Here is a 24,812-nt window from a genome sequence, read left to right as displayed (position 1 = left end):
TACCCAAACTGACACAAGTTGCGAGTTTATGAGCGATGTTAGGCGACCGATAACAATATTATTGCGCTTGTAGCATTAATGCTTGTGCTTCTTTATTCAATTCGACCAAACGTGCTGACATTAATTGATGCACTTTAGCATTTAATGCTTTCACATCATTTTTATCTAAACCTGCCGTGGCTACTGGCGCCATCATTTCTACAATCACCACACCGTTGTTCCAACGATTTAGGTTTATATGATTCTGACAAGACGCTAAGACTGGCACTATGGGTGCTTGGGCAGCTATCGCAGTGTGAAAAGCACCCACTTTAAAGGGTAATAATCCACGACCACGAGAACGAGTTCCTTCAGGAAATATCCACACTGACAGGAGTTTATTTTTCATCTTATCGACTGTTTTCGCCATAGTATCAAACGCACTATGACGGTTTTTGCGATCAATAAGAATATTGCCCGATAGCCAATAAATTTGCCCGAATAACGGCATCCATAGCAAACTTTTTTTACCTAAGCTCACTGTCGCTTTAGGCACTACTGATGTATGGGTAAATAAATCAAAATTATTTTGATGATTAGCTAAGTAAATACAAGGTTGCGGTGTAGCACTCGCAGAGTGAACACGTTTAATGACTTTAATGCCCAATACTGGCGCAACGGAACCAAAAAAGCGGGCCACAAAATGTACATTGTCGCGATGCATAGGCCGAAATAGGCAAATGACAACCGAAAATATAAAGGCTAAAAATAATAGCACGGCGAGAATGATTGAACGAGCGATAAGCAGCACAGCATACTCCTGCAATAAAATTGGCGTCAGTATAGCGATGCTAGTCTAGGGACTCAACGTTTTGTTTACATATGTACGCTGAAATACTCTGCCCCTGTGAGCAGGGGCAGAGTAACAAGCTTTCTATGAAAGATTAGCCATTGGGTTAACAAGTTAATTATTAGTGGCTTAACCAGCTAATACTGGCAATCGCAGTTTTAGCAACATTCTAAATAAAAATGCACTTAACGCTAATGTTGCCACTATGGCTGCACCACTGGGTAAGTCATAACTAGCAGACAACAGCAAGCCAGCAATATAACCCACAATACCGACCCCATACGCCAAAGCGAGTTTGGGTTTACCATGATATTGGTTTAAGGCCAAAGCCGGCAAAATTAGGGTGCTAAACACTAAATACACTCCCACGAGTTCCACCGACAAAGTAATCACTAAGGCAAATAGAAAGTAAAACCCAGCACCATCTAATATTTGCGGTTTTGCGATAATAATCCCCAGAATACCGGCAGAAACTACTGCCGGTAGTGCTAACTGAGACCAACTCACCCACAATATTTGCCCCGACATTAATTGCTTTAATAACTCAGCACCATGAGGGTCGTTGGCTAATAACAACATTGCCGCCACCGCACTGAGCACATAAAAGCAGCCAATAAATGCCTCGAGCTCACCGACTAACCGCTTTGCCATCCAAGCAATAATACCTGCACCGCCTAGAGCAAACAACGCAGGCATCCACACATGGGCATAGGGTAAATCTTCTAGCCTATGATCAATGTGCGACACTATCGCCCCTAAGGCTGCAACTTGAGCAATAGCCAAATCAATAAAGATAATGCCACGCTTAAGCACTTGTTGACCTAACAGCACATGGGTTGATAATACCAATAACCCTGCCGCTAACGCAGGCAACAAGATAGACAGTAGCTCTACATCAAACATAGTGTTATTTCACCTTATTCAATAGGCTAAGTATGCTGTCGTATAAGCTAATCAGGTCTTTACTCTCTTCGTTGCCACCCACCGATATCGGTAGCACCAATACTGGCAGATTAGCACGTTCGCCTAACCATTTTGCCCCACGCTCATCTTGGTATGACGCCACAATAATCGCCATTACATCGCCTTTTTCCGCACGAGCAAGCAAAGAGGCTAAATGGCTACTCGTAGGTGCGATACCTGGCTTGGGCTCAAGATCGGCTACTTGCTCAATGCCAATCCATTTGAACAAATAACGAAAGCTTGAATGGTAGGCGATAACCTTCTTACCAGCTAAATCTTTAGCCTGCTGTTGCCATTGCGGTATTTTAGCTTGCCAAGCTTGACTAAAATCGGCCAACGACTGACGATAAAGACTGGCATTGTCAGGATCGATTTGAGTAAATTTGGTACTCAAGGCCTGTGCAACTATTAACATCCGCTGCGGATCAAGATGCAAATGGGGATTTCCCTTTGCATGAACATCGCCCATTGAACGATCCACTGAGGCTAACTTATCCAAGGTATCAATATGCTCTGCAGCAAAAAATAAGCCCTTATCCGTCGACCTAACCTGAGGATTAGCCGACTTCATTTGCAGCATAGGCAGCCAACCTATTTCTAAGTCTGCCCCTGCACAAACCACTACATCAGCTTGACGCATCTTCGCAATCAGGCTTGGTCTTGCTTGTACTTGATGTGGATCTTGCATCGCTGTTGTTGCCGAATACACTTTTGCATCGGGTGCTAACGCTAATGTCAGTGCTGCATATTCAGGTTCACATGCAAACACATTGAGTTCCGCTTGTGCTGTCGCGGTAAACAGCAGTGACATTGAAGCCACTGCTAAAAGCAATTTAGTATTGATGCGCACCGTGAGCTCCTAATGACATGACATATTGTAAAGTAAGGATATTATCATCTTCAAAACCATCGAAATTAGTCCCCGTCTGATGAGTGTATTGCAAGCGCACTGTCGAAAAATGACTACTGTGCCATGCTAAACTGACTTCTGACTCTTTCAATTGTTGTGGATGAAGGTGATCGCCATGGACTTCATAAGTATCCACTTGACCATAACGAATCCCAGCAGACCAACGAGGAGAAAATTGATACACACTACTGACGTACCAGCCCTGGTGATAGTCATCACTACTAATATCTTCATGGTCGGCCTCAACAATATGACCAGGTTCCATAGCAAAAATATCAGTTACTCTAAAATATTCACCACTGACAGTTAAATTTTGGTATTTGTAGTTACCATTAGGTGCCCACTTATAAACAACATCAGCAATATAGGTGTTTTTACCTGTATAAGAAGCACTATGGCTATGTCCAGCATGCTCTTCATCATGGTCCTCTTCTTCCTCATTATGCTCATCTTCGGCATAAGCTTGACCATTTTGATTGCGAAGATAACTCAAGCCTAACTGCCAAGAACTTTCGATACCAATATCCCCCCCCATCTTGGTTAACGCACTGTACACCCCAAGGTTATCAAAATCGCGCTCACCATGTGCATCCGCCGCACGTAAACTTTCTCCCTTAAACGCTTCGACACCCAGAGTCCAGTAGAGATCGGTTGGCGCGACATAGTTTAAACGAATACCATCATCAAAATAATGTCCGCCTAAAAATGCACGGTAAGCAGCTGGACGATCAGAAAATGAGTCTGTGTGTAAATGTTGGTTATTTAAATAGCCAATGTCAGATAAAAAACGACCTGCACGAACCGATAAACCATAAGGCATAGCTAATGTTTGAATAAAGGCTTCTTCTAAATTAAGCTCTGTTTCACCGTCATGTGACTCAATAATGGCGGTCACTTTACCGTAAAACATTTCATCAATATTGGCACTCAAGGCCAACTCAGTTTCACCTAAACCAAAACCTTCTGCACGCTCAGCTAATGGTCGGTCACCTGTTTGATAGTATCCATCGAGCACTGCACTTATATTAGGGTTGGTTAAACTAGAATCTTCTGCCATGACAGAATACGAACTCACAGCACAAGCTAATGCTAAAATTGACACACGGGTGTTTAACGCAGACATAAAATCTCCAAAATACAACAAATATCCGCCTATCGCTGTTCAATATGAACTATCCGATAACGGAAAAATTAATAAATGTATGTGTTGAATTACAGGGATTGTGGTGGCGCGCGACTGTGGTAATAGCGATGAAAAACCGTTGAGAAAGGAGGTAGAGTATACTGCTGAAGTTCAAAAGTTTGCTTAGTAACGGCAAACACAAAACTGGAAAACTGCAGGGTTTTATTAAGATGAAGTTGGTGAAAACACAAGGTACAGTGATTTTTTACACCGTCATCGAGATGTCTAACTGAATGGGCTGACGCAGCAACAGACAACACAATCAAAATGGCACTAAGCCAGATTGCGATAGTTTGTCTTATTTTGATGCGGGAACTCACCAGCAAAAATCCATCAGGTTAATAAAAGTGGCCATTAGTGTAAAAGACCACCAATAAAAAGCAACACTTAGATTGTGATAAATCATGGCGACATATTGACAGTAAAATCATTAACTACCGACAAATAACTAAGTCGTTATTTTTAAGATAGTCTTAAGCTATTACCCATAACATAATGCATGAGTAAACATCATCATTACAGGACAAACACCATGGCACTATTTATTCGTGAAAACATTGGCATCATTTTAGTAATAGCCATTGTTGCTGTTGTTGTACTAGGCGGTATTTACTACGTTGAAGCCTCATTAGAAAGCCAAGTGATTGAGGTGAATTAACCTATTTTGCACCAGGTTCTGTACTAGGATCATTTTCAGGGGCTTCGATCAGCTGTAAATGGTCCATAATATGCGATAAACCAACAATGATAACCGCTAATATAATCAATGGCGTGGTGATCGACGCTACATTGTCAAAAAAATAACCGACTACCGCGGCAACTACGCCACCATAAAACCCAAACATCTTAGCAATTGATAACAACTTGTTATGCCCAAGCCATGCAGCACAATGAGGGCATTGCACCTCAACCGACAAACCTTTACCACGACTGTCATTGACCTTCGCAATTGAAAAAGATTTATAGCAATGAGCACATTGCAGCGACATGATAATTTCCTCAGTTCAATAATGGCGGCAAGTGTAACAAATAACCCTAAGAATTGCTGTACTTGGCTACTATAGGCGTTTTCCACTATTATAGGCACAACTCAACGCCAAAGGACGACCTTTCATGCTACGGATTTTATTTACGATATTATTCACCTTAGTGGTGTTTATGTCGCCAACAGCTAGCGCAGAACAAGATGCAACAGCACCGATTGTCACTACCAGTCAGTTAACCGACACTCAAAATAAAATCAGCCGATTACAACAAACAATTGATCAAGATACACGCCTACTGTTTAAAGCAAAAGGTGAATTACGTAACTTTACTGAATATAGGATTAAGAACAAGTCATCTGAATTACGCGATATAATTGCGCAGTTGATCAAAACTCCAGATGAAAACCCGCAATACCTAATCACTTTAGTTCAAAGTCAGCTGGATTTTTTAAACAGTGTCGGGAGTTATTTAGACGATCAAATTATGCTTATGCGTCTTGATATCAAGCAAGGTGATGAAAGTAAGGTTGTCTTAGCTATATCACAACGAGAATTTGAACGAGACCACTATCTCAAGGCACAATTAACCTCGCTGCAATGGGCTAAAACCTTGAATATGGATGTCAGTATTCAACAACAGAAATTAACCGATTTTATGCTCAAACGCGCCGATCATTTCGACAGTTTAGTGCATTACACACAAGATGAATTACAAAAAGCCGTTTCAGAAGCTGAAAGCGCTGGGGCCGATATCACTGCCGAACAAAAAGCAGAGGTGATGGCACTAAAAGAACGTTTAGATCAAAGTAGCTCAAGCCTAGCTGTATCAGCGGGAATGCTCGAAACACTAGGCCAAGATGTCACGGCTTTTAAACAAACCTTGTTTAGCGTGTCAGGTGATATCACCCAAGATGTATTGAACTTCAGTGTCGCGTCTAATCTGCTGCAAGGCTGGCTTAACGTCATCAAAGATCAAACCATTAATAATGGTCCTAGCTTAACCTTCAAAATTTTAGTCTTTGTATTTATTTTATTTTTAGCCAGTTTAGTGGCCAAAATTGTCACCAAAATTATCTCGAAAACAGTAAAAGCATCAAAATTACAATTTAGCCAATTACTGCAAGACTTCTTTATTTCGTTGTCCAGTAAGGTGGTATTTGCATTAGGATTATTAATTGCCTTATCACAGCTCGGGTTTGAGCTTGGGCCTTTGCTCGCTGGTTTTGGTATTGCCGGTGTGATTATTGGTTTTGCATTACAAGACACATTATCAAACTTTGCATCTGGGATGATGATCTTAATCTATCGTCCATTTGATGTCGGTGATCTGATTAATGCAGCCAATGTTACCGGTCGTGTGAGTCACATGAGCTTAGTATCAACAACCATCAAAACCCTCGATAACCAACGCTTGATTGTGCCAAACAATAAAATTTGGGGCGATACCATTAACAATATTACTGCCGAGCATCAGCGCCGCGTAGACATGATTTTTGGTATTAGTTACAGCGACAATGTTGAACATGCTGAAACCATTTTAAAAAGTATTGTTGAGCAACACCCTAAGGTGCAAGAACATCCAGAACCAATTGTAAAACTGCACACATTAGGTGAATCTTCAGTCGACTTTGTTGTCAGGCCTTGGGTTAACCCTGATGATTACTGGGAGGTTTACTGGGATATTACTCGTGCAGTGAAAATACGCTTTGATGCTGAAGGCATTAGTATTCCGTTTCCACAACGCGATGTACATATTTATCAAAAATAACCCAGTGCTTAAGCTAATCAAGCTAAATCAATGGCATGCTATGTCGCCTAATGTAGTCAAACATTGTGTCAAAGTATGCTACAACAATGATTAACTGACCTCATCCATTTAGCGGATGAGGTAAATAGCTAAAAATAACACTGGCTCAGTGATTTTGTTCTGTCTTGCTAAGATTCGTTGGCTTTTGATAGCGAGTCGCTTATCAGTCAATGCGGATCTAAAAGTGCTTTAATAAGCATTTATTACCCCTAACTAAGGTTAAAATTAACTTATGACCCAATCTACTTTTAGATTTTCTGATTTTATCGCCGGATTTTGGCGTGCTGATGCTTGGAATATGTCGCCACAGCAACTGCTTGGCTTAATTGAGCATTATCTTGATCTTGGCGTCACGACCATGGACCACGCTGATATATATGGTATGTATCAGTGTGAAACCTTATTTGGTGAAGCGTTAGCCCTAAAACCACAGTTACGTCAGCAAATGCAGTTGATCAGTAAGTGTGGCATTAAACCCTTGTTTGATGGCTATGATGGTCGTTATGTTAATCATTACGACACAAGTAAAGCGCATATTATTCAAAGTGTTGAAAATTCACTTACTGAATTAAAAACTGATCACTTAGATGTCTTACTCATCCATCGCCCCGATCCATTAATGAATGCTGACGAAATGGCTGCCGCTTTCGAGCAATTGCATGCCCAAGGTAAAGTCAGCCACTTTGGTGTATCTAACTTTACCACCAGCCAATTTGATTTACTGCAATCACGCCTCAGTACTCCGTTGATCACTAACCAAGTTGAAATATCGCCTTTAGCCATGCAGAGCTTGCATGATGGTGTGCTTGATCAGTGTCAACAACACCGCATCACCCCAATGGCATGGTCTTGTTTGGGCGGTGGAGATCTCCTTTCAGCGAACACGCCCCAAGCACTGAGAATTCGCAATACCCTGCACGATATTGCTCAGCAAGTTGGCGCACAAGACATTAGCCAAGTGATTTATGCTTGGGTTCGTATGCATCCAAGTCGCCCTGCTCCTATTATCGGCAGTGGTAATCTAGAACGTATCACCAGCGCGGTAAATTCAGCTAACATTGAACTTGATCGACAACAATGGTTTAGCATTTGGGAAGCGGCAATGGGCCACTCGGTACCTTAAGTCTGCCATAAAAAAGCTCAGGTATTAACCTGAGCTTTTTTATGTTCGCAATTGACTTACCACTGACGTTTAAGCCACCTCAGCGAGGTCTATCTGCTTATAAATAGGTAACATCACCCTGCAAATGCGGTCGACGACCTTTGACATCACGTATTTGAAAACGTTTACCATTCTCAGTACTTTCAAATGCAAATGTCACTTCAGACGGCATAAACACCGGTAATTTAAATTCAACATCAACCTGAAAAGGTCGATCACCGATATAAGTCATCAACTGAGATAATGCACGCGCTTTAGACCACATGCCATGGGCCAACACTCGCTCAAAACCAAAGCGTTTTGACAATAAAGGATGCAAATGGATCAAGTTATAATCGCCCGAAGCTTTGGCATAACGACGGCCTAAGTCATCGGTTAAACGCCATTGCTGGACATTTTCCCATGCCATCTCAGACGCTTTAGGCGGACGAGCCCGCCGCCCAGCAGACTCAATGCGATATAAGTATGTTGATAACGCTTGCCATACAAGCTCTTCACCAACCAACACTTTTGAAACTAAATCAAACTCAAGTCCAGCATCTGTAGTGCGACTCGCTGACAGTTCGCACTGCACAGTCAATATTTCATCAGTACGTACAGGACGAAATACACTAATACTATTTTTTAAGTGGATCATTCCAAGCAACGGAAATGTCACGGCTTTATGAGTAAAAATCATCGCATGCAAACGAAATGCCCACACATATAAATACGTTGGAGGTAACACCCTATCATCGTATTCAAAACCACATACTGCGGCATATTGCCGAATTTTCTCTTGCGACAGCACCACATTAGAAGCTTGCACATAAATATTCGGCAGCGGTTGTTGATCCCATCCCGGTTTACGACCAAATAGGATTTTTCGATACAAAGACAACAGCGAAGGCATCGCCTGTAATTCGATAGCGTAGTCGTGACTCACAATGTTGTACCCTAAATAGGCAGCAAAAAGTATGCGCTGCAAAGATGGTTAGTCGATCATTATACCTTAGACTCTTACTGTTGCTAAACCGCTAATTATAAAATGCGCTTAAAGTCGGTTGTCATTGCTGCTTATATTGATTAATCGATAAACTTTTATTTACCCTATATGCACAATCACTGATTTGTCTTTACCTTTTTCAGCCTACAGTGCGACAATTACGTTACTCCATATCGGCTCAATAACGTGATGTAACTTAAATCGTGCAAGATAAAAATTTCGATACTCTTAGTCAAAAGTTTGCGCAAAACATCTATGGCACCACTAAAGGTGAAATCCGTGCTGCAGTATTGTGGCGAGACTTAATCCCAGCATTAACTCGCTTGAATAAACCACGATTACGCATTTTAGATGCTGGGGGAGGATTTGGTTTTTTGAGCCAAAAACTGGCTGCGTTGGGCCATGATGTGGTGCTATGTGATATTTCTGAGCAGATGTTGGCCATAGCCCAACAACAGATTGCCGCCTCAGACACAGAATTATCAATCGAGTTAGTGCATAGCCCTATTCAAGCACTAACCGTGCAGCAGTTTGGTCAGTTTGATGTCATCTTATGCCACGCTGTAGCCGAATGGCTCACTGATGCTGAATCGACTTTGCATGGGTTATTAAGCCTGCTAAAACCGAATGGGTTATTTTCGCTGATGTTTTTTAATAAGGAAGCCTTGCGCTTTCACAGTTTAATTTCAGGCAACTTTGACTATGTTAAGCGTGATTTTAAGGTTAAAAAGAAGGTTGGATTAACCCCTAACCATCCCCTGTATATTGCAGATGTTCGCGCTTGGTTTGCCCAATGGCAACTGTCGATGATCAGTCAATCTGGGGTTAGGGTGATTAATGATTACTTAAAAAATAATCTCCCGCCCAACTTCGATAAACATCAGCTTATTGAAATGGAATTGGCTTATTCACAACGTGAGCCATATTTATCTTTAGGTCGATATGTTCATTTTCTTGGTCAATCAAAGCCAATATAAGCATAAAGTTATACTATTATTGGCCCTTGTGGACGCACAACATCCTCCTTAACACTGCAAAAAGGTACAAGGGGTGACCGTTGCACCTTGCTGTTTAAGTAAGTCAGGAATGGCTTGCTGACCAACAATATGGCCTGCTCCAACCACAATAAACAGCTGTTTATAATTACGCTGTTGTAGCAACTGGATAATTTTTTGCGTCATGGTGTGATTGCGTTGCCACAGTAATTTTTCAAGCAATTCATCGGCATCGCCCGCTTGCGATTCCATAATGGTTGCCAATGCACTGGCATCGCCTTGGCGCCAAGCATAAATTAAATCAAGCATTTCGGCATCACTGACGTTGATCGAATCATCCAGCATTTGCATTTGGGTCGCGGTTGAAAATGATGAAATTAACTCAAATTGAAACTGCATACTTTCAAGTTCAACTAGGGCTTTGTCACTGCGATTGGCCATAAAATAAGCATCGACGCCTTGGTCTGCGCTATAACCCAATTGCGCATAACGGCCCATACTAATTTGTGCTGACTGTAACCAGGGAGCATACGGTGCTAATGCCTGACACAAACTTTGATGACTTTGGCAATAAACTTGGCGTGTCACATTAACGTCTGCGGCAATATCGGCAGACAAAGCACCGTACTGCTGTAATAGCGCTCCCGTGTCACCTTGGCTAATATCGGCCTCAACCACGAGTGCATCGGCTTGCTTAAATGCCGACTCAATATGTTGTCCTAATGGGTAAAAATCTTGGCGACCGATATGAATTGAACCCAGTAAATACGCTTGCTGTTGCTGATACTCAATTTTATAAAATACTGGCGAATCCAATGCCATTGCCGATGTAGAGCCAAAACACAGTAGAAATACCACTAAACTAAAGCTATATCGCTGTAAACGACGATAAATCATCCCTATATTAAAAATAAGCGGACTTTTCCTTGTTGCCAGCATAACGGCTCCTTATAATTAGCTTTATTATTTACAAATGCACTATGAGGCAATTATGCCGTACACCAATGTTTTTCTACAGATAAAAGAAAACCTGCAAATAGCCTATAGACAAGCGATTGACTCTGATGCTCGCCTTGACGAATTGCGTAAAGCAGGACATGGTAAGTTTGTGGCTATCTTTACTGAAGATCAAGGATTTACGGAAAGTAGCAACCGTTTCTTGCCCTATGTACAAGAATTGGTAGCTGAGTTTGATGCGATGCAGAGTAGTACTCATGTCGCACCTGAAACTCTCGAAGCCTTTGTCAAAAAACTTGCGACTTTACTGCAAACGCTGCAAGTATTTAAACTGTCTAAATAATCTTTATGCTCCTGCGGAATCTTCATGCAGGAGCAACCTTAGTTGATATGACCTTTACATGTTGCGGCGACAATCATTGATAAAACCCAATGGCGACAATCAAGCGTAACCAGCGTCACTGGCACATTTGGTTATCAACAACGATTCATCAAGTCACTACAGATAAAACAGACAACCCTGCGCTAAATCAACCTTATCGATATAATCCTAAGTACTGTCGCCAAGGGCTATAGTTTAGGTGCGACACTCTTTTGTAACCAATCGGTAAATAAAGTTGTTTCGTACTGAAATGGTCGGTCATTAAAGCGATGTGAGTTAGACATAAAACTCATATCTGTGATTTTCTCATCACCAACAATAATCACCTTGTCACCTTCTTTAATCGTGTAACTAAAGGTGGCTCTGGGTGGGTATAAATCTTTTACAACACGTAAATCACCCGGCGTGGCACCAAATGTTGGTCGCATGTCTCCCGCTAGATCAAAGTTAGTCACTGTCATTTGCAGTGTCTGTCCTGGCTTGAGGGTTTTTTCAGCTTCTTTATTGATGTTCTTGGTTAAAGTGTCAAATAAACGGTTTTCAAATCGTGACTGAAGCTCGTTAGAAGTTCTGATATCACTGAAATCTTTTGGATTTTGCCATTCAATTTTTACCAGCCCAACTTCAGTAAGAGGATTAGGTGGTGGCGCATCTTCAGCCATAACAATTTGGGATACTAATACCGAAGCTAGCATTATATATTTTACATTCATAATAGACCTCCTGGGACTTAGGCGCTTGTGATAACACAGGTTTCAAGGCTGCTTCAGATAACGCTATTCAGCTTCTGTTAAAGCAACTTTGACCATATTTGCACGCCGATACTTATCATCAAATCAAATGTTAGCCATTAAGCTATCATCACTATAAATTGACTATAGTCCTCATAAGCTGAACCAAAGCTTAACAACGCCTAAGATCAAGCGGTCCACTAAAATGGAAAACGCGCACTCAATAAAGGATAGGTTTGACGCATAATTTTTGGTTTAGTGCTAAATTTTTTCCCTTCTGGAGTACTGTGTCCTGAGGGTAAGAATGGCAGCTCTAAGCCAGTGCGGTCTTCGTAGACTTGTCCTGCAATCAAATCATAATCTTCAACAAACGGGTAAGCATAATCGTCCACTAACGGCCAATGTTCTAATTCCCCTAAGCTATCTGGATTGGCGATAATCTTGTTGTACCATTGCTGACCTAACGACAATAAAAAACACCTAAACTCAGTAAAAGCATCATCAGAATCGCAACCTGTCACTATGTATGCTGCTCCCCAAATCGACCAGGAATAACTGCGACGTAATTGTTGACCTAATATTTTATCGAATGCCTTGAGTGCTTCATCGTCCAAGCTTTCTAATTGCTGGCGTAAACTCAGGGTGAGATCTGCAGAAGACTGCTCAGGTTTATCGCGGGTCACTAGCGCCCAAAAATGTGTTTCTGTCATCAAAATATACCCATCACTCTGTTTTGTGCGATATTCTACCTCAAATTCTCCAGTACTATGATCAATATGAACCAAAATTCAGCCCAACGAATGCCCGTTAGAGTGATGATCCTTATCTCACTGTATGTTGTACTCACTCTTGTTGCTATTTGGCGCGCGATCACCTTTGAAGCCTTTGACTTATTAACTCTGGGAGTGATACCGGTTTTTATTGGTTTACTAATACGTGCGCCATGGACAAAAGTACTGCTACTCAGCTATGTCGCCCTACAAAGCCTAGGGTTAGTTGCAATGACAACAACGGCGTTGATTGCCTATCAAATCACCCCTGAAGACGTCAAACTGGTATTTCGAGGCTATAATATTCCATTAATTCCGCTATGGTTATTACTGTTAAGTGTGGTGGTGTTTCAATGGTGGGTTGGTCTGTCGAACGCGACCAGAGACTATCTTGCTCAAAAATAAACACCAAGTGCTATAGGCCTAGCTTAACTATCATCTCTAGCATTTTTTTAGTGTACAATTTATTCACACATGCAACATTAAAATAATACTAATAATAAATATCTGTGGAACGTGAATTATGACTAGCTTATCTCCAAGTGAATTATCCATCCTATTACTTGAGCCTTCAGAGACTCAACGTAAGATCATTATTACTCGCCTTCAGCAAGAAGGTGTCAGCAGCATCCAAACTGCCGCAACCATTGCTGAAGCTAAAGAGATAATCCATCGCCATAAACCAGACTTAATTGCCAGCGCACTGCATTTTATCGATGGCGAAGCCACTGAGCTATTGCAGTACATCAAAATGACTCCAGCATTGAGTGATATTCAATTTATGCTGGTTTCCAGTGAGTGTCGTCGTGAACAGCTAGAAATTTTTAGACAATCAGGCGTAGTGGCTATCTTACCAAAACCATTTAATGCCGAACACTTAGCTACGGCACTTAACTCAACCATTGATTTACTCAGCAATGACGAGCTCGATTTAACCCACTTTGATGTTCACAGCATTAGAGTATTGGTGGTTGATGATAGCCGAATGGCACGAAATGTTATTAAGCGCACCATAGGCAATTTAGGCATACAGCTAATTACTGAGGCTGTTGATGGTGAACAAGCGATTAGCCTAATGAAAGACAATATGTATGATTTAGTGATCACTGATTACAATATGCCCTCGGTAGACGGACTTGCACTGACTCAGTACATCCGTAACCACAGTCAACAATCTCATATTCCAATCCTAATGGTATCGTCAGAAGCCAACGATACTCATCTGAGTAATGTATTTAGTGCTGGCGTCAATGCGCTTTGTGACAAGCCTTTCGAGCCGCAGTTAGTTAAGAAAATTCTTTATCAGCTCTTAGAAGAGTAACAACAAGGCAAATAAAGACATTATTTGTGCTAATTTTGCTTTAAAACCATTACAGATACTGAATTTATGGGATAAAGTGCTTTTAAACCAGCATCGCTTGTGGCATGTTAATCATGTTTTAAAAAAACACTTCTATGGAAAGCAGAGAATATCAATATGAACAAAAGTGAATTAATTGCAAAAATCGCTGAAAATGCGGAACTAACAAAAGCTGAAGCTGGCCGCGCTCTAAAGTCTTTCGAACAAGCGGTAACTGAAGCCATGAAAAATGGTGATAAAATTTCTATTGTTGGCTTTGGTTCTTTTGAAACCACTCAACGTGCCGCGCGTACTGGTCGTAATCCACAAACTGGCAAAGAAATTCAAATCGCAGCAGCTACAGTGCCTAAGTTTAAAGCTGGAAAAACACTAAAAGATAGCGTTAATTAATTATTCGTTTACTCTTTTTTTGCTAGAAACCTCCTTTATGGAGGTTTTTTATTGCCTGCTTTTTATATTTATCCTCTGCAAACAGTATTATCTCTTAATTCAACATCAACGAATATTAGGATGCTGAGCACTGTTGCACAAAAAAGGGGCGAGCTTGCATCATTAAGTTGCAACAAATATGCAACAAAATGATCCATGAATACATAAGCAACTGACTTTAATAGGAAAATAGAGTTGGCATGCGATTCGCTAATTAATCTTCAGACAAACCAACATTGAGTTCATTTAGTTACACATAAATGCCTCATTGATAATAAAACGTTAAGGGATGAAGATGAAAAAATCACTATATCAAGCAATTGCATTATCAACAGGCTTATTACTGAGTGGCTCTGCCCTTGCTGAAGTTACGGGTAATATTGGCGCAACATCAAACTATTTATGGCGTGGCACCACACAAACTAATGATGCGGCTGCGGTTCAAGGTGGCATTGATTATGCCCATGACTCTGGTTTTTATGCTGGCACTTGGGTATCTAATGTCGATTTCGGTGATGAAACCAGTTACGAGTTAGATTTGTACGGCGGTTATGGTGGTAACTTTACTGAAGACTTAACTTACGACATTAGCTACCTTTATTATGCTTACCCAGATGCTGGTGGCAGTATTGATTTTGGTGAAGTCGCGCTCACTCTTGGATGGAAATGGCTAGATGTTGGCTATTCTAAAGTAATTAATGCTGATTCAGGTGTTTCTGGTGCCAGTGACGAAACAGATTGGAGCTATATCCAGGCCAATGCCAGCTTCCCGTTAACAGAAAAGCTCAGCGTCGCATTCCACTATGGTTATTCACAAGGCGATGTAGTTGAAGATTTGTTCGGTGACACTTATGCAGACTACAACGTCACATTAAGTGCTGAAACAGACATAGGTACCGTATCCTTCATGGCTTCTGATACTGACTTACCAGACAATGATGCAAAAGTTGTTTTAGGCTACTCTTACGGGTTTACACTATAACGAGTAACACCATTACTGGCTCGCTTTATGAGTATATCAACGCCACCTCATTAACAGGTGGCGTTTTTCTATCTGTAGCAGATAGAAGCAGTATTATCTGGCGACATCATGGCATAGATAATACTTGTTTAAGCACACACTCTTCGCACTTGGCTTTATGTTTTACTAGCAAGAAATACATTTACTGCTAAGCTCAAAACGAAGGGTAAAAATAGCTGTCCAATTAAGGAAAAATATTTTACTTCCCTATTAACGTTTTTTTAGTTAGAAAATGCTCATTGAATTAATACCACGCTTTTATTTTACATGAGGGTTTTGTGATGGCTAATATTAGTGAAATAGTGCCTGATGACACAGAAATAGATGCGATGACGACGCCTAGAAACGTTAAGTCTGCCGAAAGTTTACAGCATAAACGCCAAGTGAAACGAAGATTAGAAGATTTTCTCGAACAAGCCCAATTACGCAAAGCAATTGGTGACGATGACTTTTTCTAAAAAATAGGGATAAACGCTTATATCGTTTATCCCTGTCTGTATTATCATCTTTATCTCAGCGGATGTTAGGCGCTGATCAATATGCTATACGCTTTTAATTTGTTCGCGCCGCATATGCTTACCCGCTTGGGTTTGGGTGAGCAGCAGCTCGGCTTTGGCCCCTAGATAGACATAGATTCCCAGCCCTACCAACAAGCCCACTACGGCTAACATCATTAAAATTGCTGGCTCAATATATTGCTTTTCCCCTAGCGACGCTTTAAACATAGTCAACAAGGCTTCTATTGAAATCGCAATCAAAATGGTCGAAATAAACCGCGTAATCGTTCGTCGAGTTGAACTGTGACGAAAAATATCTTTATGCATCAATACTTCTTCTTCCAAAATAGTTTTACCCAAATCAAAAATGGCTAATGCCAAGGTAAGAAAAATAATAATGCCGAAGGGTTGCAATGGATCATGGGTAGCAGAAATTTGGCTAAAAAGGGTATAAATGTCACGAACTACAGTCCACATTAGCACGCTCACTAACACAAAAAGGCCCAGTACAATTGCAGCATAAATACTTTTAAAAAAAGGCGACATTTTGCGTCTAGCACTGTCACCCATCATAAACTCAATTAAGCGCGTTAAGTTGACATCAATAACCACAATTACCACTTGCCCAGACGCAGATTTAATCATTTGTGATGCAGACAAACACAAGCCACCACCAGAATTAGACAAATAAGGTCGAGTAATATGCACAGTATCAACCGCAGTCAATTGGGTAAAGTAAGGCCGCTGACTTCGATCTGCACGGTCACCGCAATTCATTAATTTAACCTGCTGGTTAATGACGCTGATATTGGGGCAAATCTGTATGCCCTGAGCATTCAATAAATAAATCAGTTCCACGAAGGGATAGCTTATCGCCATATCTTCAAAAATTTTAGCCGATATAGGTTGCTCGAATAAATTAATATCGCCCACACCAATCAAAATAGACTCTAGTAGCTCGTGCACTAAATGCTCATATTCATGATAACGCTCAATCACACTTAAATAGCTCATCGCTGCCATAAATTTTCCTTTTAATTATTACTACTTTAGGTAAAGCAGTTTTAATGCCAAGAAAATAATTGAATATTTTTAGTAACTTAAAAAAACCACCCTTAAGACATTGCTATACGCCATGATAAATTGCACTAAAATAGTGCTGACTAGATGGTTATTTTTTCATTGCAGTTTTATGATCAACATCTGCTAATATGGCCGCTAGCACTGCTAACAACTTCTCTAGATTAGGAAAAGACAATGTCTGACTCTTTATTGCGTTATCAACAAGATATTCGTCGTTTTTCTGATGAATTAATTCGCATCCAAGCGCCAATTAAAATTTTAGACTCAATAAAATGGCCAAGACAAATTGAAGATGATTTTTTAGCGCAAAAAAGTAAACAATTACCCAACGTTAGTAATGACTTTTATCAGTCAATTCCGCTATCGTTTAACGCAGATCAAACTCAAACAGACCTGCAAGGTTTAAAAACTGCCGTTGAGCGTGGTTTAGGTAAACGCGATAAATTAGGTAAAATTTTACTGGCCAATATTGATCAATATCGCATAGTAATAGACATGCTGCATAATCGTGGCAAGCCGATGTTTGGTAAACTTAGCCAAGAGCTTTACGGCAGTGCCAGCCACAAATTACATGGCGATCGCCATACATTACGCCAACTGGGCGATCGCTTAAGCCATATATTTTCTTTGCCAGCGGCGCGCCACATGAATAGCCGCCATCCTAAGATTGTAACGGCACCAGAAGCGGTAAATGTTCTCAGCGAACGCTTAGTGAAGTATTTTCATAATGATGAAATTCACGTTAAATTGAGTGATGGTATTGTGTCCGATGCCGCCGTCGGTGGCGATACGGTTAAGCTCAATACTCGCGCCATGTTCAGCGAATCTGATCTGAATATCTATGAAGTGCATGAAGGCTGGGTTCATGTGGGCACCACACTCAATGGCCGAGCTCAACCTCATGCCACTTGGCTCAGCGTTGGATCACCACGGGTTACCGCTTCGCAAGAAGGCTTAGCTGTGCTCATGGAAATGCTCACCTTAAGCTCAAATCCGGGCCGCGCTCGACGTATTAGCGATCGAGTATCTGCGGTAGACATGGCAGAGAAAGGTGCTGATTTTATTGAAGTGTACCGCTATTTCAGAGACCTTAATTTAAGCTCAAAAGACAGCTATCGGGTAACTCAACGGGTATTTCGTGGTGGCATGGTCGGCGGCGGTAGCTTTTTTACTAAAGATATCTCTTACGTGCGCGGTTATGTAGAAAATATTAACTTTATTCGTAGTGCCATCAGCACTGGGCTACCTGAGTTAATCCCTATGCTATTTTTAGGCAAATTAGCCATTGAGGATATTCCGGTACTATACCAAGCTTATCAAGAAGGTATTATTGCCCACCCTAAGTATTTACCTCCGATGTTTGAAGATATTAGCGGACTTTATGCTTGGTTTGGTTTTGCCTCAGGAATAGGCAATATCGACCTAAAAGGGGTGCAACGCCATTTTGCTCGCCAATTCAAAAATGTTGTTCCAAGTTCTGCCGTCGACTTATTTGAAGACTCAGAGTTTGATAATAATTTCGAATAAACCACAGTGGTAATGTAATAGGTTAAGTGCGCGATAGTTACACTTAACCTATTAAAAATAAACTTCTTTTAAATGATACAGGTAACACTCACTATATTGCACTAATAGACACTAAGTAACGAATCTATCTAAATACCTCGGTCGATGACATACGCCTCACCATTACACTCTAAATACACAGCACACGATGGGTAATTAACTTTGCCGCATTGCTTCATAACAATGGCATTTCCACCACGTTGTTTCACTTGTAATTTGAGCGATTTAGTCATTGAAGACAAGCTAGGGAGATCATCTAACTTATCAGGATCCGATGAGACTTCACAATATGAAGTGGTCACATCGCCTAGAAACTTTGCTTTGAACCGGGATATTTCTCCAGAGGTATAAGTATCAATCTCTGCTATCTTGGCATTGCCAAGCGCAATGGTACCCGCATTTGTTCGCAGCGACAGATTAGAACACCCGGACAAGAGCATCACCATCAATAACGCTGCGCTTGATACAGCAAAAGTAAGATGTTTCATAAAAATCCTTTTAAGGAAGCATGTTCATCTATTTACCAATGAACATGCTTAACCACGATTGCGAAATATTAACGTGAGTCGTTAACTAGACGAGTTTAAGCGTTAGCTTTCAAAGCTCGTTGCTTAATAAAATACTCACGAGTTAAGCCAAACACCACAGGACTTAACAACACCAACGCAATTAAGTTTGGAATCGCCATCATCGCATTTAATGTGTCAGCTAATAACCAAATAAACTCTAACGAACTGACTGCGCCTATCGGTACAACTAAGGTCCAAATTAGACGAAATGGTTTGACGGCTTTATCACCTAAAAGGTATTGGACACATTTTTCACTGTAAAAACTCCAACCTAAAATGGTGGTAAAGGCAAATATAGCCAATGCAATTGCCACAATATAATTTCCCATAGGCAATGCATTTGAAAATGCCAATGAGGTTAACGCCGCGCCGTTTTCACCTGATGTCCAGGCACCAGAAACCACAATAGCCAAACCGGTAATTGAACACACAATAAGGGTGTCAATAAACGTGCCTAACATAGCGACTAAACCTTGTTTTACAGGATTATTAGTTTGTGCTGCGGCATGAGCAATCGGGGCACTACCTAAACCAGCTTCATTGGAAAATACGCCTCGCGCTACACCAAATCGAATTGCAGCCCATACCGCTGCGCCTGCAAAACCACCTTGGGCTGCGACCGGGTTAAAAGCACTTTCAATAATTAACAGAAAAGCCGCGGGTACTTGCGCTGCATTAACAATCAATACCGCTAAACCCGCAGTAATATAAAACACTGTCATTAATGGCACTAGCTTACCAGCCACTTCAGCAATACGCTTAATACCGCCCATCAGTACCGCACCAACCAGCACCATTAACACCACGCCGGTCACCCAACTAGGCACGCCAAAATTACTGCTCATCGCATCCGCAACCGAGTTAGCTTGTACGGTATTACCAATACCAAAACCAGCAATAGAGCCAAAAATAGCAAATGCAGTACCTAACCAAGCCCACTTACTGCCTAAACCGTTTTTGATGTAATACATAGGGCCACCAACATGGTTGCCATTAGCATCTGTTTCACGAAACCTCACCGCCAAAACAGCTTCCGAAAACTTAGTCGCCATACCCACGAGCGCCGTACACCACATCCAAAATAGCGCACCCGGACCACCAATAAAAATCGCCGTTGCCACACCCGCAATGTTACCGGTACCAATAGTGGCTGATAATGAGGTCATTAATGCATTAAACGGGCTGACATCACCCTTTTCGCTATCATCTGTAACCTGACGACCCGCCCATAACAATCTAAAGCCTCGATTTAGCTTTAAAATAGGCATGAATTTTAAGCCAATCGACAGAAATAGCCCGACACCTAAAATCATAATTAGCATGGGAACACCCCATACTATACCGTTAACCATATTGACAAATTGTGTGACTGCTTCCATGTAAAAACCTCATAATGAGTAATGATTTATGTCTAAAGTTATAATTATTATTAACTAACCTCACCTCGCGGATAATAGACAGGATAAAACGTTTAAACGGGAGTCATACCAAATCTACAAAATCAAACCTACACTGTGCTTTACTCACCAGGCTGTTTGAAAACCGTTTATTATCCAAAACTGAGGTTAATTATCTTCTGATTCCCCCTCAACAGCCCAACTCCGTTGAAAAACAATCATTTTAGATTACCTCGATTTCGTTAATCATAGCAACCATGTATATGTGACTAGCGCCAACTTCAATAATACCGTCCTAAAGTCATCAGAAGATCCCCCTATTAATATAAATCGCGCATTGTTCTGCCATGACGCAGATATGCATTCAGAGACGGTTATAAATAAGTACCAATATTGGTTTATAGGTCGATAAATAAAAATATTAACTTACTTGGGAAGGACAAGAACGAGGACATCAAAGCAGCTATTGATTGGCGTTAAGTGTTTATATGCCAAGTTAAGCCGCTTCGAAGCGGTAACACAAACCATCACTCAAATAGCATTGAGATTTCGCTAATGAGTAATCTAAGGTTAGGGTGAATAAGTTTCAACGGCATCAATATCAGATTGTTGCACTAATTTAGCCATACAAGACTGACAAACACATTGATTATTGGGTAAATCAACCCCAGAAGATGTTGCGTTAAACTGCGCAATAATGGAGGGCATATCCACGGTTTGCTTAGCGCACCAACATGCATCTATGGCTAATCCTTGCTCCATGGCACAAGCATTATCTTGTTGGCACAGTGGGCACAATTGTGCCGCAAAGGTGAATAATGTCATTGCCCAACCTATGAGGTAATAATAAATAAAAGCTAAGATCAACATACTGCCATTTCTGATCGCTATGCTCAATAAGCTCTGTCTAAGTAATGTGTACACTGACAAAAAAGCCCATTAAGCGTTCACTCAATGGGCATCATTCATAGGTTTATCTTAATTCAGATAGATATCAAGGCTTAACTGTATTTTTAAGCGGAAAAACCGGATACGAATCAGTCCCTAAAATAGGCTTACCAGCAACCGATTGGCCATAATAGCCCTGGTGCTGATGGTATGTGGCTTGAGTCTTACTCACATCACCATCAAAACGAGGATCTTGTGGGCGATCAAACGAATTAACATAAGCGGCAACATCCCAAGCTTGCTGAACGGTAAGCTGGACACTTTTACCTAACGGCATATTTTCATAAATAAAATCAGCAGCCGTATTTACGCGATGCATTCCAGCGCCCCAGTTGAAGCTTTGAGGTCCCCATAATGGCGGCAAGGCAGCAACCCCAGCGATTATTTGTCCTTGACCATCTTCGCCATGACAAGTTTGGCAATGAGCTTGATAAACAATCATACCGCGCTCAGGCGCATAGGCTAATTCTGGATCTGGCGCTTTAGGAAAGCCCCGTCCAGGTAACTGACTTAGCGCTTTGGTATCTAAATTTTTGGCAATGGCCTCTGGCATCGGGAAATCATCCCGCATTGCACCTTTCACTAATTCAGCATCAGATAACTCAGGCACAGGGCCGCTAACGTTATATTGTGCCATTAATCCACTCATGCCTAACCAGTATGAATAAGCAGATATTGCCACTAACTCAGGAGAACCAGACTCGGGCGCTTTACCGTTCATTGAATAAGTAAAACAACCTTGAACACGCTCTTGAAAGCTGTTCACTTTATCATTTTTCTTACGATAGGCCGGATAGGCAAAATATGCCCCCCATAAAGGCGACGAATTAGCTTGTTGCCCTGCATTCATATGACAATTAGCACAACTGAGTTGATTACCAACGTACTTATCTCTAAGCGTTTGAGTATTCACGAACAATTGATAACCTAGGCGAACTTTGTCACCAAAAACTCCCGCAGGAATATCGGTTAATGACGCAGGTTGTAGATAGTTCTCACCCACTTTTTTAGGTACTGCAGGCAATGCCGCTTGGCGATCAGGTAGTGCTGCTGAAGCTGTAGCAGGGACTTCAGTTAACATTTCATTGGCCTGTAAAGGCAAGCTAAACAGGACACCAATGCTCAATAGCGATAATAATTTCATAGCCATGTCCTTATTTTATATTGGCAAAATACTGCGATAATCCATCGATTTCGGCAGCTGTTAATTTCCGCGCAATATTACCCATCATATTGTCAACATCACCGGTTCGAGTGCCGTCTTGCCAAGCTAATAGTTGGGTCTTGATGTAACTGGCTTGCTGGCCTGCTAAGCGAGGGAAATTGCCTCCACCAATGGCCGATGGCCCATGACAACTGGTACACGCCGGAATAGTTCGCGACCAATCGCCTTGAAAGGCTAATCTTTCAGAGGGATCACTAATGGCAACCTTGTCACCGCGAAATTGCAGCGAAATATCTGCAACTGGCTGTTGGCTAAAATATTGTGCCACTAGGCCAATATTATCACCTTGTACCGTGGCAGCCATTGCTAGCATGGTGGGGTTTTGACGTTTACCGGCATGAAACAACTTGAGTTGATTGGTAATGTATTCAGCCGATAAACCAGCTAAACGAGGGCCAATGATATCAATTCCTTGACCTTGAGCACCATGACAAGAAGTACATAACTGAGCGGCGGGTGGAATGGCTTGTTGAGGTTCTGCAGCATTTGCTTGCACAATATTAACTATGGTTAAGCCAGCCAATACACTGAGTACATAAAAGGATGTTTTCATCATCACACCTTTTTAGTTATTAATTGTTGTTAATATACCATAGGCTATAAATATGAAAAAAAGAATACGGCAAACGTCGAATACTCACACAAAAGGCCATAAATATTAAACAAAAACCCCGCTAATGAAATCATTAACGGGGGTTAGAGACTATGACCACTGCGTCTGTTGGTATCGACTCAGCAGCCATTCTAATTTAACTTTTTTGAATAGGACGGCCTATTCAACGCTAAGCCATTTACGCTTAGTTCAAGGCAAAAGGCGCAATTTAATGGTTTAAATGAATGAGCATTTTTGCAACGATAAAATAGGCGTAGAGTCGTTACGCCTGTTTACTTTGGACGCACACCTAACGTATGGCAAATAGCATAAGTTAATTCGGCACGGTTAAGAGTATAAAAATGAAAATCTTTAACCCCTTCACGAGACAATACTTTTACCATATCAATCGCAACGTTGGCTCCAACTAACTGACGAGTTGCAGGGTCGTCATCTAAACCTTCAAATTGGCGATGTAACCAATGTGGAATCGCCACGTTAGTCATTCCAGCAAAACGTTTAGTTTGCTTAAAGTTAGTCACCGGCAAAATGCCAGGGATAATTTCAACATCTATGCCAGCGGTGACACAGCGATCGCGAAAACGTAAATAGGATTCAACATCAAAGAAAAACTGAGTAATGGCACGGTTGGCGCCCGCATCAATTTTTTTCTTCAAGTTAATTAAATCAGCCTGAGCGTTACGCGCATCTGGATGAACCTCAGGATACGCCGCAACCGAAATATCAAAATCTGCCACTGAACGTAATAAACGTACTAAATCATTAGCAAAGCGAGTTGGTTTTGGGCTGCCTTCAGGCAAATCACCACGTAAGGCGACAATGTCTCTAATACCTGAATTCCAATAATGCTTTGCCAGTTCAACTAACTCTTCATCACTAGCATCAACCAAGGTTAAATGCGGTGCCGCTAGAAGATTCGTCTCTTTCTGAATACGTTCAATCACGCTATGAGTACGATCACGTACGCCGGAATTGGCACCATAAGTCACAGAGACAAATTTAGGATTTAACGGCTCTAAACGACGAACTGAATTCCACAGGATCTCTTCCATCTCTGGCGTTGATGGCGGGAAGAATTCAAAAGAAACATTAATATCATTCAGCTCAGACAAGCTCTGATTTAACGACTGGGCATGTTGCGCATGATGAAAAGCCATAATGTATTCCTTCAACTTCTGTAAAACTTAGGAGCCAATACCAATTAACTAACTTTCAATTTAGCCGTTTGGACGTCTATATGTCCATATACTAGTTTAACTGCATCCTAAGTCAAGCTAAAATACCATCAATTAACCAATTTAAGTCTACAGCTCAATCGCAAGCAATAACGCGAGCGCTAACGAAACCAGCCAAATCCTTTGAACCACAATAAAAATGACTACAGACCGACTATAAGTGTTCACTGTATTCCTTTTAGTGCATAACAGCTCAAATCAGTTACGCA

General features: G+C 41.3%; 29 protein-coding genes. 12 read left to right on the top strand and 17 right to left on the bottom strand.

All coding sequences use genetic code 11. The annotated features are described in order from the left end of the window. Window positions 1-58: 58 nt before the first annotated feature. The 5 genes from ACED29_RS04385 to ACED29_RS04365 form a co-directional block, all read right to left on the bottom strand. Window positions 59-790 carry a 1-acylglycerol-3-phosphate O-acyltransferase gene (locus ACED29_RS04385; protein ID WP_124015122.1) on the bottom strand — a complete coding sequence of 244 codons (732 nt, stop codon included), beginning with the start codon at window positions 788-790 and terminating at the stop codon, window positions 59-61. 168 nt (window positions 791-958) lie between these two features. Then, window positions 959-1,732: a metal ABC transporter permease gene (locus ACED29_RS04380; protein WP_124015123.1), complete on the bottom strand. Its 774-nt coding sequence runs from the start codon at window positions 1,730-1,732 to the stop codon at window positions 959-961. Between the two features lie 4 nt (window positions 1,733-1,736). Then, window positions 1,737-2,642, bottom strand: a complete 906-nt coding sequence (locus ACED29_RS04375; RefSeq protein ID WP_371697132.1) for a metal ABC transporter solute-binding protein, Zn/Mn family — start codon at window positions 2,640-2,642, stop codon at window positions 1,737-1,739. Then, window positions 2,626-3,825, bottom strand: coding sequence for a hypothetical protein (locus ACED29_RS04370; protein ID WP_371697131.1), 1,200 nt, complete (start codon window positions 3,823-3,825; stop codon window positions 2,626-2,628). The genes ACED29_RS04375 and ACED29_RS04370 overlap by 17 nt, the downstream gene beginning before the upstream one ends. 89 nt (window positions 3,826-3,914) lie before the next feature. Then, window positions 3,915-4,205, bottom strand: a complete 291-nt coding sequence (locus ACED29_RS04365) for an ABC-type zinc uptake system zinc chaperone (RefSeq protein ID WP_182696752.1) — start codon at window positions 4,203-4,205, stop codon at window positions 3,915-3,917. 212 nt (window positions 4,206-4,417) lie between these two features. Between ACED29_RS04365 and ACED29_RS04360 the strand changes: the two genes are divergently transcribed. Next, window positions 4,418-4,543, top strand: coding sequence for a hypothetical protein (locus ACED29_RS04360; RefSeq protein ID WP_259395238.1), 126 nt, complete (start codon window positions 4,418-4,420; stop codon window positions 4,541-4,543). Window position 4,544: 1 nt separating this feature from the next. Here the strand turns inward: ACED29_RS04360 and ACED29_RS04355 are convergent, their stop codons facing one another. Then, window positions 4,545-4,874, bottom strand: coding sequence for a hypothetical protein (locus ACED29_RS04355; protein ID WP_182696753.1), 330 nt, complete (start codon window positions 4,872-4,874; stop codon window positions 4,545-4,547). A gap of 124 nt (window positions 4,875-4,998) precedes the next feature. On the opposite strand from ACED29_RS04355, the gene ACED29_RS04350 reads away from it, so the two are divergent. Next, window positions 4,999-6,639 carry a mechanosensitive ion channel family protein gene (locus ACED29_RS04350; protein ID WP_182755394.1) on the top strand — a complete coding sequence of 547 codons (1,641 nt, stop codon included), beginning with the start codon at window positions 4,999-5,001 and terminating at the stop codon, window positions 6,637-6,639. A 271-nt stretch (window positions 6,640-6,910) separates the two neighbouring features. After that, entirely contained in the window at window positions 6,911-7,801 is an 891-nt protein-coding gene (locus ACED29_RS04345; protein ID WP_371697130.1) for an aldo/keto reductase family oxidoreductase, read from the top strand. Window positions 7,802-7,898: 97 nt separating this feature from the next. On the opposite strand, the gene ACED29_RS04340 is transcribed toward ACED29_RS04345, so the two are convergent. Next, window positions 7,899-8,732 (bottom strand): MaoC/PaaZ C-terminal domain-containing protein, encoded by an 834-nt coding sequence (locus tag ACED29_RS04340; RefSeq protein ID WP_124015364.1) that lies wholly within the window; start codon window positions 8,730-8,732, stop codon window positions 7,899-7,901. Window positions 8,733-9,028: 296 nt separating this feature from the next. Between ACED29_RS04340 and ACED29_RS04335 the strand changes: the two genes are divergently transcribed. Next, window positions 9,029-9,802, top strand: a complete 774-nt coding sequence (locus ACED29_RS04335; protein ID WP_182742305.1) for a methyltransferase domain-containing protein — start codon at window positions 9,029-9,031, stop codon at window positions 9,800-9,802. A 48-nt stretch (window positions 9,803-9,850) separates the two neighbouring features. Here ACED29_RS04335 and ACED29_RS04330 read toward each other — a convergent pair whose 3' ends face one another. Next, complete coding sequence (locus ACED29_RS04330) at window positions 9,851-10,759, bottom strand: TraB/GumN family protein (RefSeq protein ID WP_371697129.1); 909 nt, start codon at window positions 10,757-10,759, stop codon at window positions 9,851-9,853. Window positions 10,760-10,811: 52 nt separating this feature from the next. Here ACED29_RS04330 and ACED29_RS04325 point away from each other — a divergent pair, with 52 nt between their 5' ends. Continuing rightward, the gene (locus tag ACED29_RS04325; RefSeq protein ID WP_182696758.1) at window positions 10,812-11,120 is read left to right on the top strand and encodes a prephenate dehydrogenase; all 309 of its coding nucleotides are present in this window, start codon (window positions 10,812-10,814) and stop codon (window positions 11,118-11,120) included. 89 nt (window positions 11,121-11,209) lie between these two features. Continuing rightward, window positions 11,210-11,353 (top strand): hypothetical protein, encoded by a 144-nt coding sequence (locus ACED29_RS04320; RefSeq protein WP_371697128.1) that lies wholly within the window; start codon window positions 11,210-11,212, stop codon window positions 11,351-11,353. Here ACED29_RS04320 and ACED29_RS04315 read toward each other — a convergent pair. Both ACED29_RS04315 and ACED29_RS04310 read right to left on the bottom strand, forming a co-directional pair. Continuing rightward, window positions 11,348-11,872, bottom strand: coding sequence for a DUF3016 domain-containing protein (locus ACED29_RS04315; RefSeq protein WP_371697127.1), 525 nt, complete (start codon window positions 11,870-11,872; stop codon window positions 11,348-11,350). The two genes, ACED29_RS04320 and ACED29_RS04315, sit on opposite strands and share 6 nt — an antisense overlap. A gap of 218 nt (window positions 11,873-12,090) precedes the next feature. After that, complete coding sequence (locus tag ACED29_RS04310) at window positions 12,091-12,600, bottom strand: DUF4240 domain-containing protein (RefSeq protein ID WP_124015132.1); 510 nt, start codon at window positions 12,598-12,600, stop codon at window positions 12,091-12,093. 66 nt (window positions 12,601-12,666) lie between these two features. On the opposite strand from ACED29_RS04310, the gene ACED29_RS04305 reads away from it, so the two are divergent. The 5 genes from ACED29_RS04305 (at window position 12,667) to ACED29_RS04285 (ending at window position 15,928) form a co-directional block, all read left to right on the top strand. After that, the gene (locus ACED29_RS04305; protein WP_235781736.1) at window positions 12,667-13,065 is read left to right on the top strand and encodes a hypothetical protein; all 399 of its coding nucleotides are present in this window, start codon (window positions 12,667-12,669) and stop codon (window positions 13,063-13,065) included. A 118-nt stretch (window positions 13,066-13,183) separates the two neighbouring features. Then, window positions 13,184-13,981, top strand: coding sequence for a response regulator (locus ACED29_RS04300; RefSeq protein ID WP_182696760.1), 798 nt, complete (start codon window positions 13,184-13,186; stop codon window positions 13,979-13,981). Between the two features lie 156 nt (window positions 13,982-14,137). Beyond that, window positions 14,138-14,410 (top strand): HU family DNA-binding protein, encoded by a 273-nt coding sequence (locus ACED29_RS04295; RefSeq protein ID WP_101033991.1) that lies wholly within the window; start codon window positions 14,138-14,140, stop codon window positions 14,408-14,410. 334 nt (window positions 14,411-14,744) lie between these two features. Further along, the gene (locus tag ACED29_RS04290) at window positions 14,745-15,431 is read left to right on the top strand and encodes a TorF family putative porin (protein ID WP_182722401.1); all 687 of its coding nucleotides are present in this window, start codon (window positions 14,745-14,747) and stop codon (window positions 15,429-15,431) included. 320 nt (window positions 15,432-15,751) lie between these two features. Continuing rightward, entirely contained in the window at window positions 15,752-15,928 is a 177-nt protein-coding gene (locus ACED29_RS04285; RefSeq protein WP_165870035.1) for a PA3496 family putative envelope integrity protein, read from the top strand. 84 nt (window positions 15,929-16,012) lie between these two features. On the opposite strand, the gene ACED29_RS04280 is transcribed toward ACED29_RS04285, so the two are convergent. Next, the gene (locus tag ACED29_RS04280) at window positions 16,013-16,990 is read right to left on the bottom strand and encodes a PDC sensor domain-containing protein (RefSeq protein WP_182696761.1); all 978 of its coding nucleotides are present in this window, start codon (window positions 16,988-16,990) and stop codon (window positions 16,013-16,015) included. A 234-nt stretch (window positions 16,991-17,224) separates the two neighbouring features. Here ACED29_RS04280 and ACED29_RS04275 point away from each other — a divergent pair, with 234 nt between their 5' ends. Further along, on the top strand, window positions 17,225-18,577 hold the full coding sequence (locus tag ACED29_RS04275) for a flavohemoglobin expression-modulating QEGLA motif protein (RefSeq protein WP_124015137.1): 1,353 nt from the start codon (window positions 17,225-17,227) through the stop codon (window positions 18,575-18,577). A gap of 128 nt (window positions 18,578-18,705) precedes the next feature. Here ACED29_RS04275 and ACED29_RS04270 read toward each other — a convergent pair whose 3' ends face one another. The 6 genes from ACED29_RS04270 to metF all read right to left on the bottom strand — a co-directional run bounded on the left by ACED29_RS04270 (window position 18,706) and on the right by metF (window position 24,525). Beyond that, window positions 18,706-19,104, bottom strand: coding sequence for a hypothetical protein (locus tag ACED29_RS04270; protein WP_259395240.1), 399 nt, complete (start codon window positions 19,102-19,104; stop codon window positions 18,706-18,708). 95 nt (window positions 19,105-19,199) lie between these two features. Beyond that, a complete protein-coding gene (locus tag ACED29_RS04265; protein WP_124015138.1) occupies window positions 19,200-20,564 on the bottom strand; it encodes a sodium:alanine symporter family protein in 1,365 nt (454 codons plus the stop codon). A gap of 588 nt (window positions 20,565-21,152) precedes the next feature. Beyond that, complete coding sequence (locus ACED29_RS04260) at window positions 21,153-21,407, bottom strand: cysteine-rich CWC family protein (RefSeq protein ID WP_182696762.1); 255 nt, start codon at window positions 21,405-21,407, stop codon at window positions 21,153-21,155. A gap of 169 nt (window positions 21,408-21,576) precedes the next feature. Beyond that, the gene (locus ACED29_RS04255; protein WP_182742308.1) at window positions 21,577-22,674 is read right to left on the bottom strand and encodes a c-type cytochrome; all 1,098 of its coding nucleotides are present in this window, start codon (window positions 22,672-22,674) and stop codon (window positions 21,577-21,579) included. A 10-nt stretch (window positions 22,675-22,684) separates the two neighbouring features. Next, the gene (locus ACED29_RS04250; protein WP_124015141.1) at window positions 22,685-23,308 is read right to left on the bottom strand and encodes a c-type cytochrome; all 624 of its coding nucleotides are present in this window, start codon (window positions 23,306-23,308) and stop codon (window positions 22,685-22,687) included. Between the two features lie 332 nt (window positions 23,309-23,640). Next, window positions 23,641-24,525, bottom strand: coding sequence for a methylenetetrahydrofolate reductase (gene metF, locus ACED29_RS04245; protein WP_124015142.1), 885 nt, complete (start codon window positions 24,523-24,525; stop codon window positions 23,641-23,643). Window positions 24,526-24,812 lie beyond the last annotated feature (287 nt).

Origin of the sequence: Shewanella sp. 5S214, from assembly GCF_041439795.1 — a bacterium.
GTDB classification, from domain to species: domain Bacteria; phylum Pseudomonadota; class Gammaproteobacteria; order Enterobacterales; family Shewanellaceae; genus Shewanella; species Shewanella vesiculosa.
The sequence above is the reverse complement of the archived record's forward strand: the minus strand, read 5'-3'. Positions and strand labels throughout refer to the sequence as shown.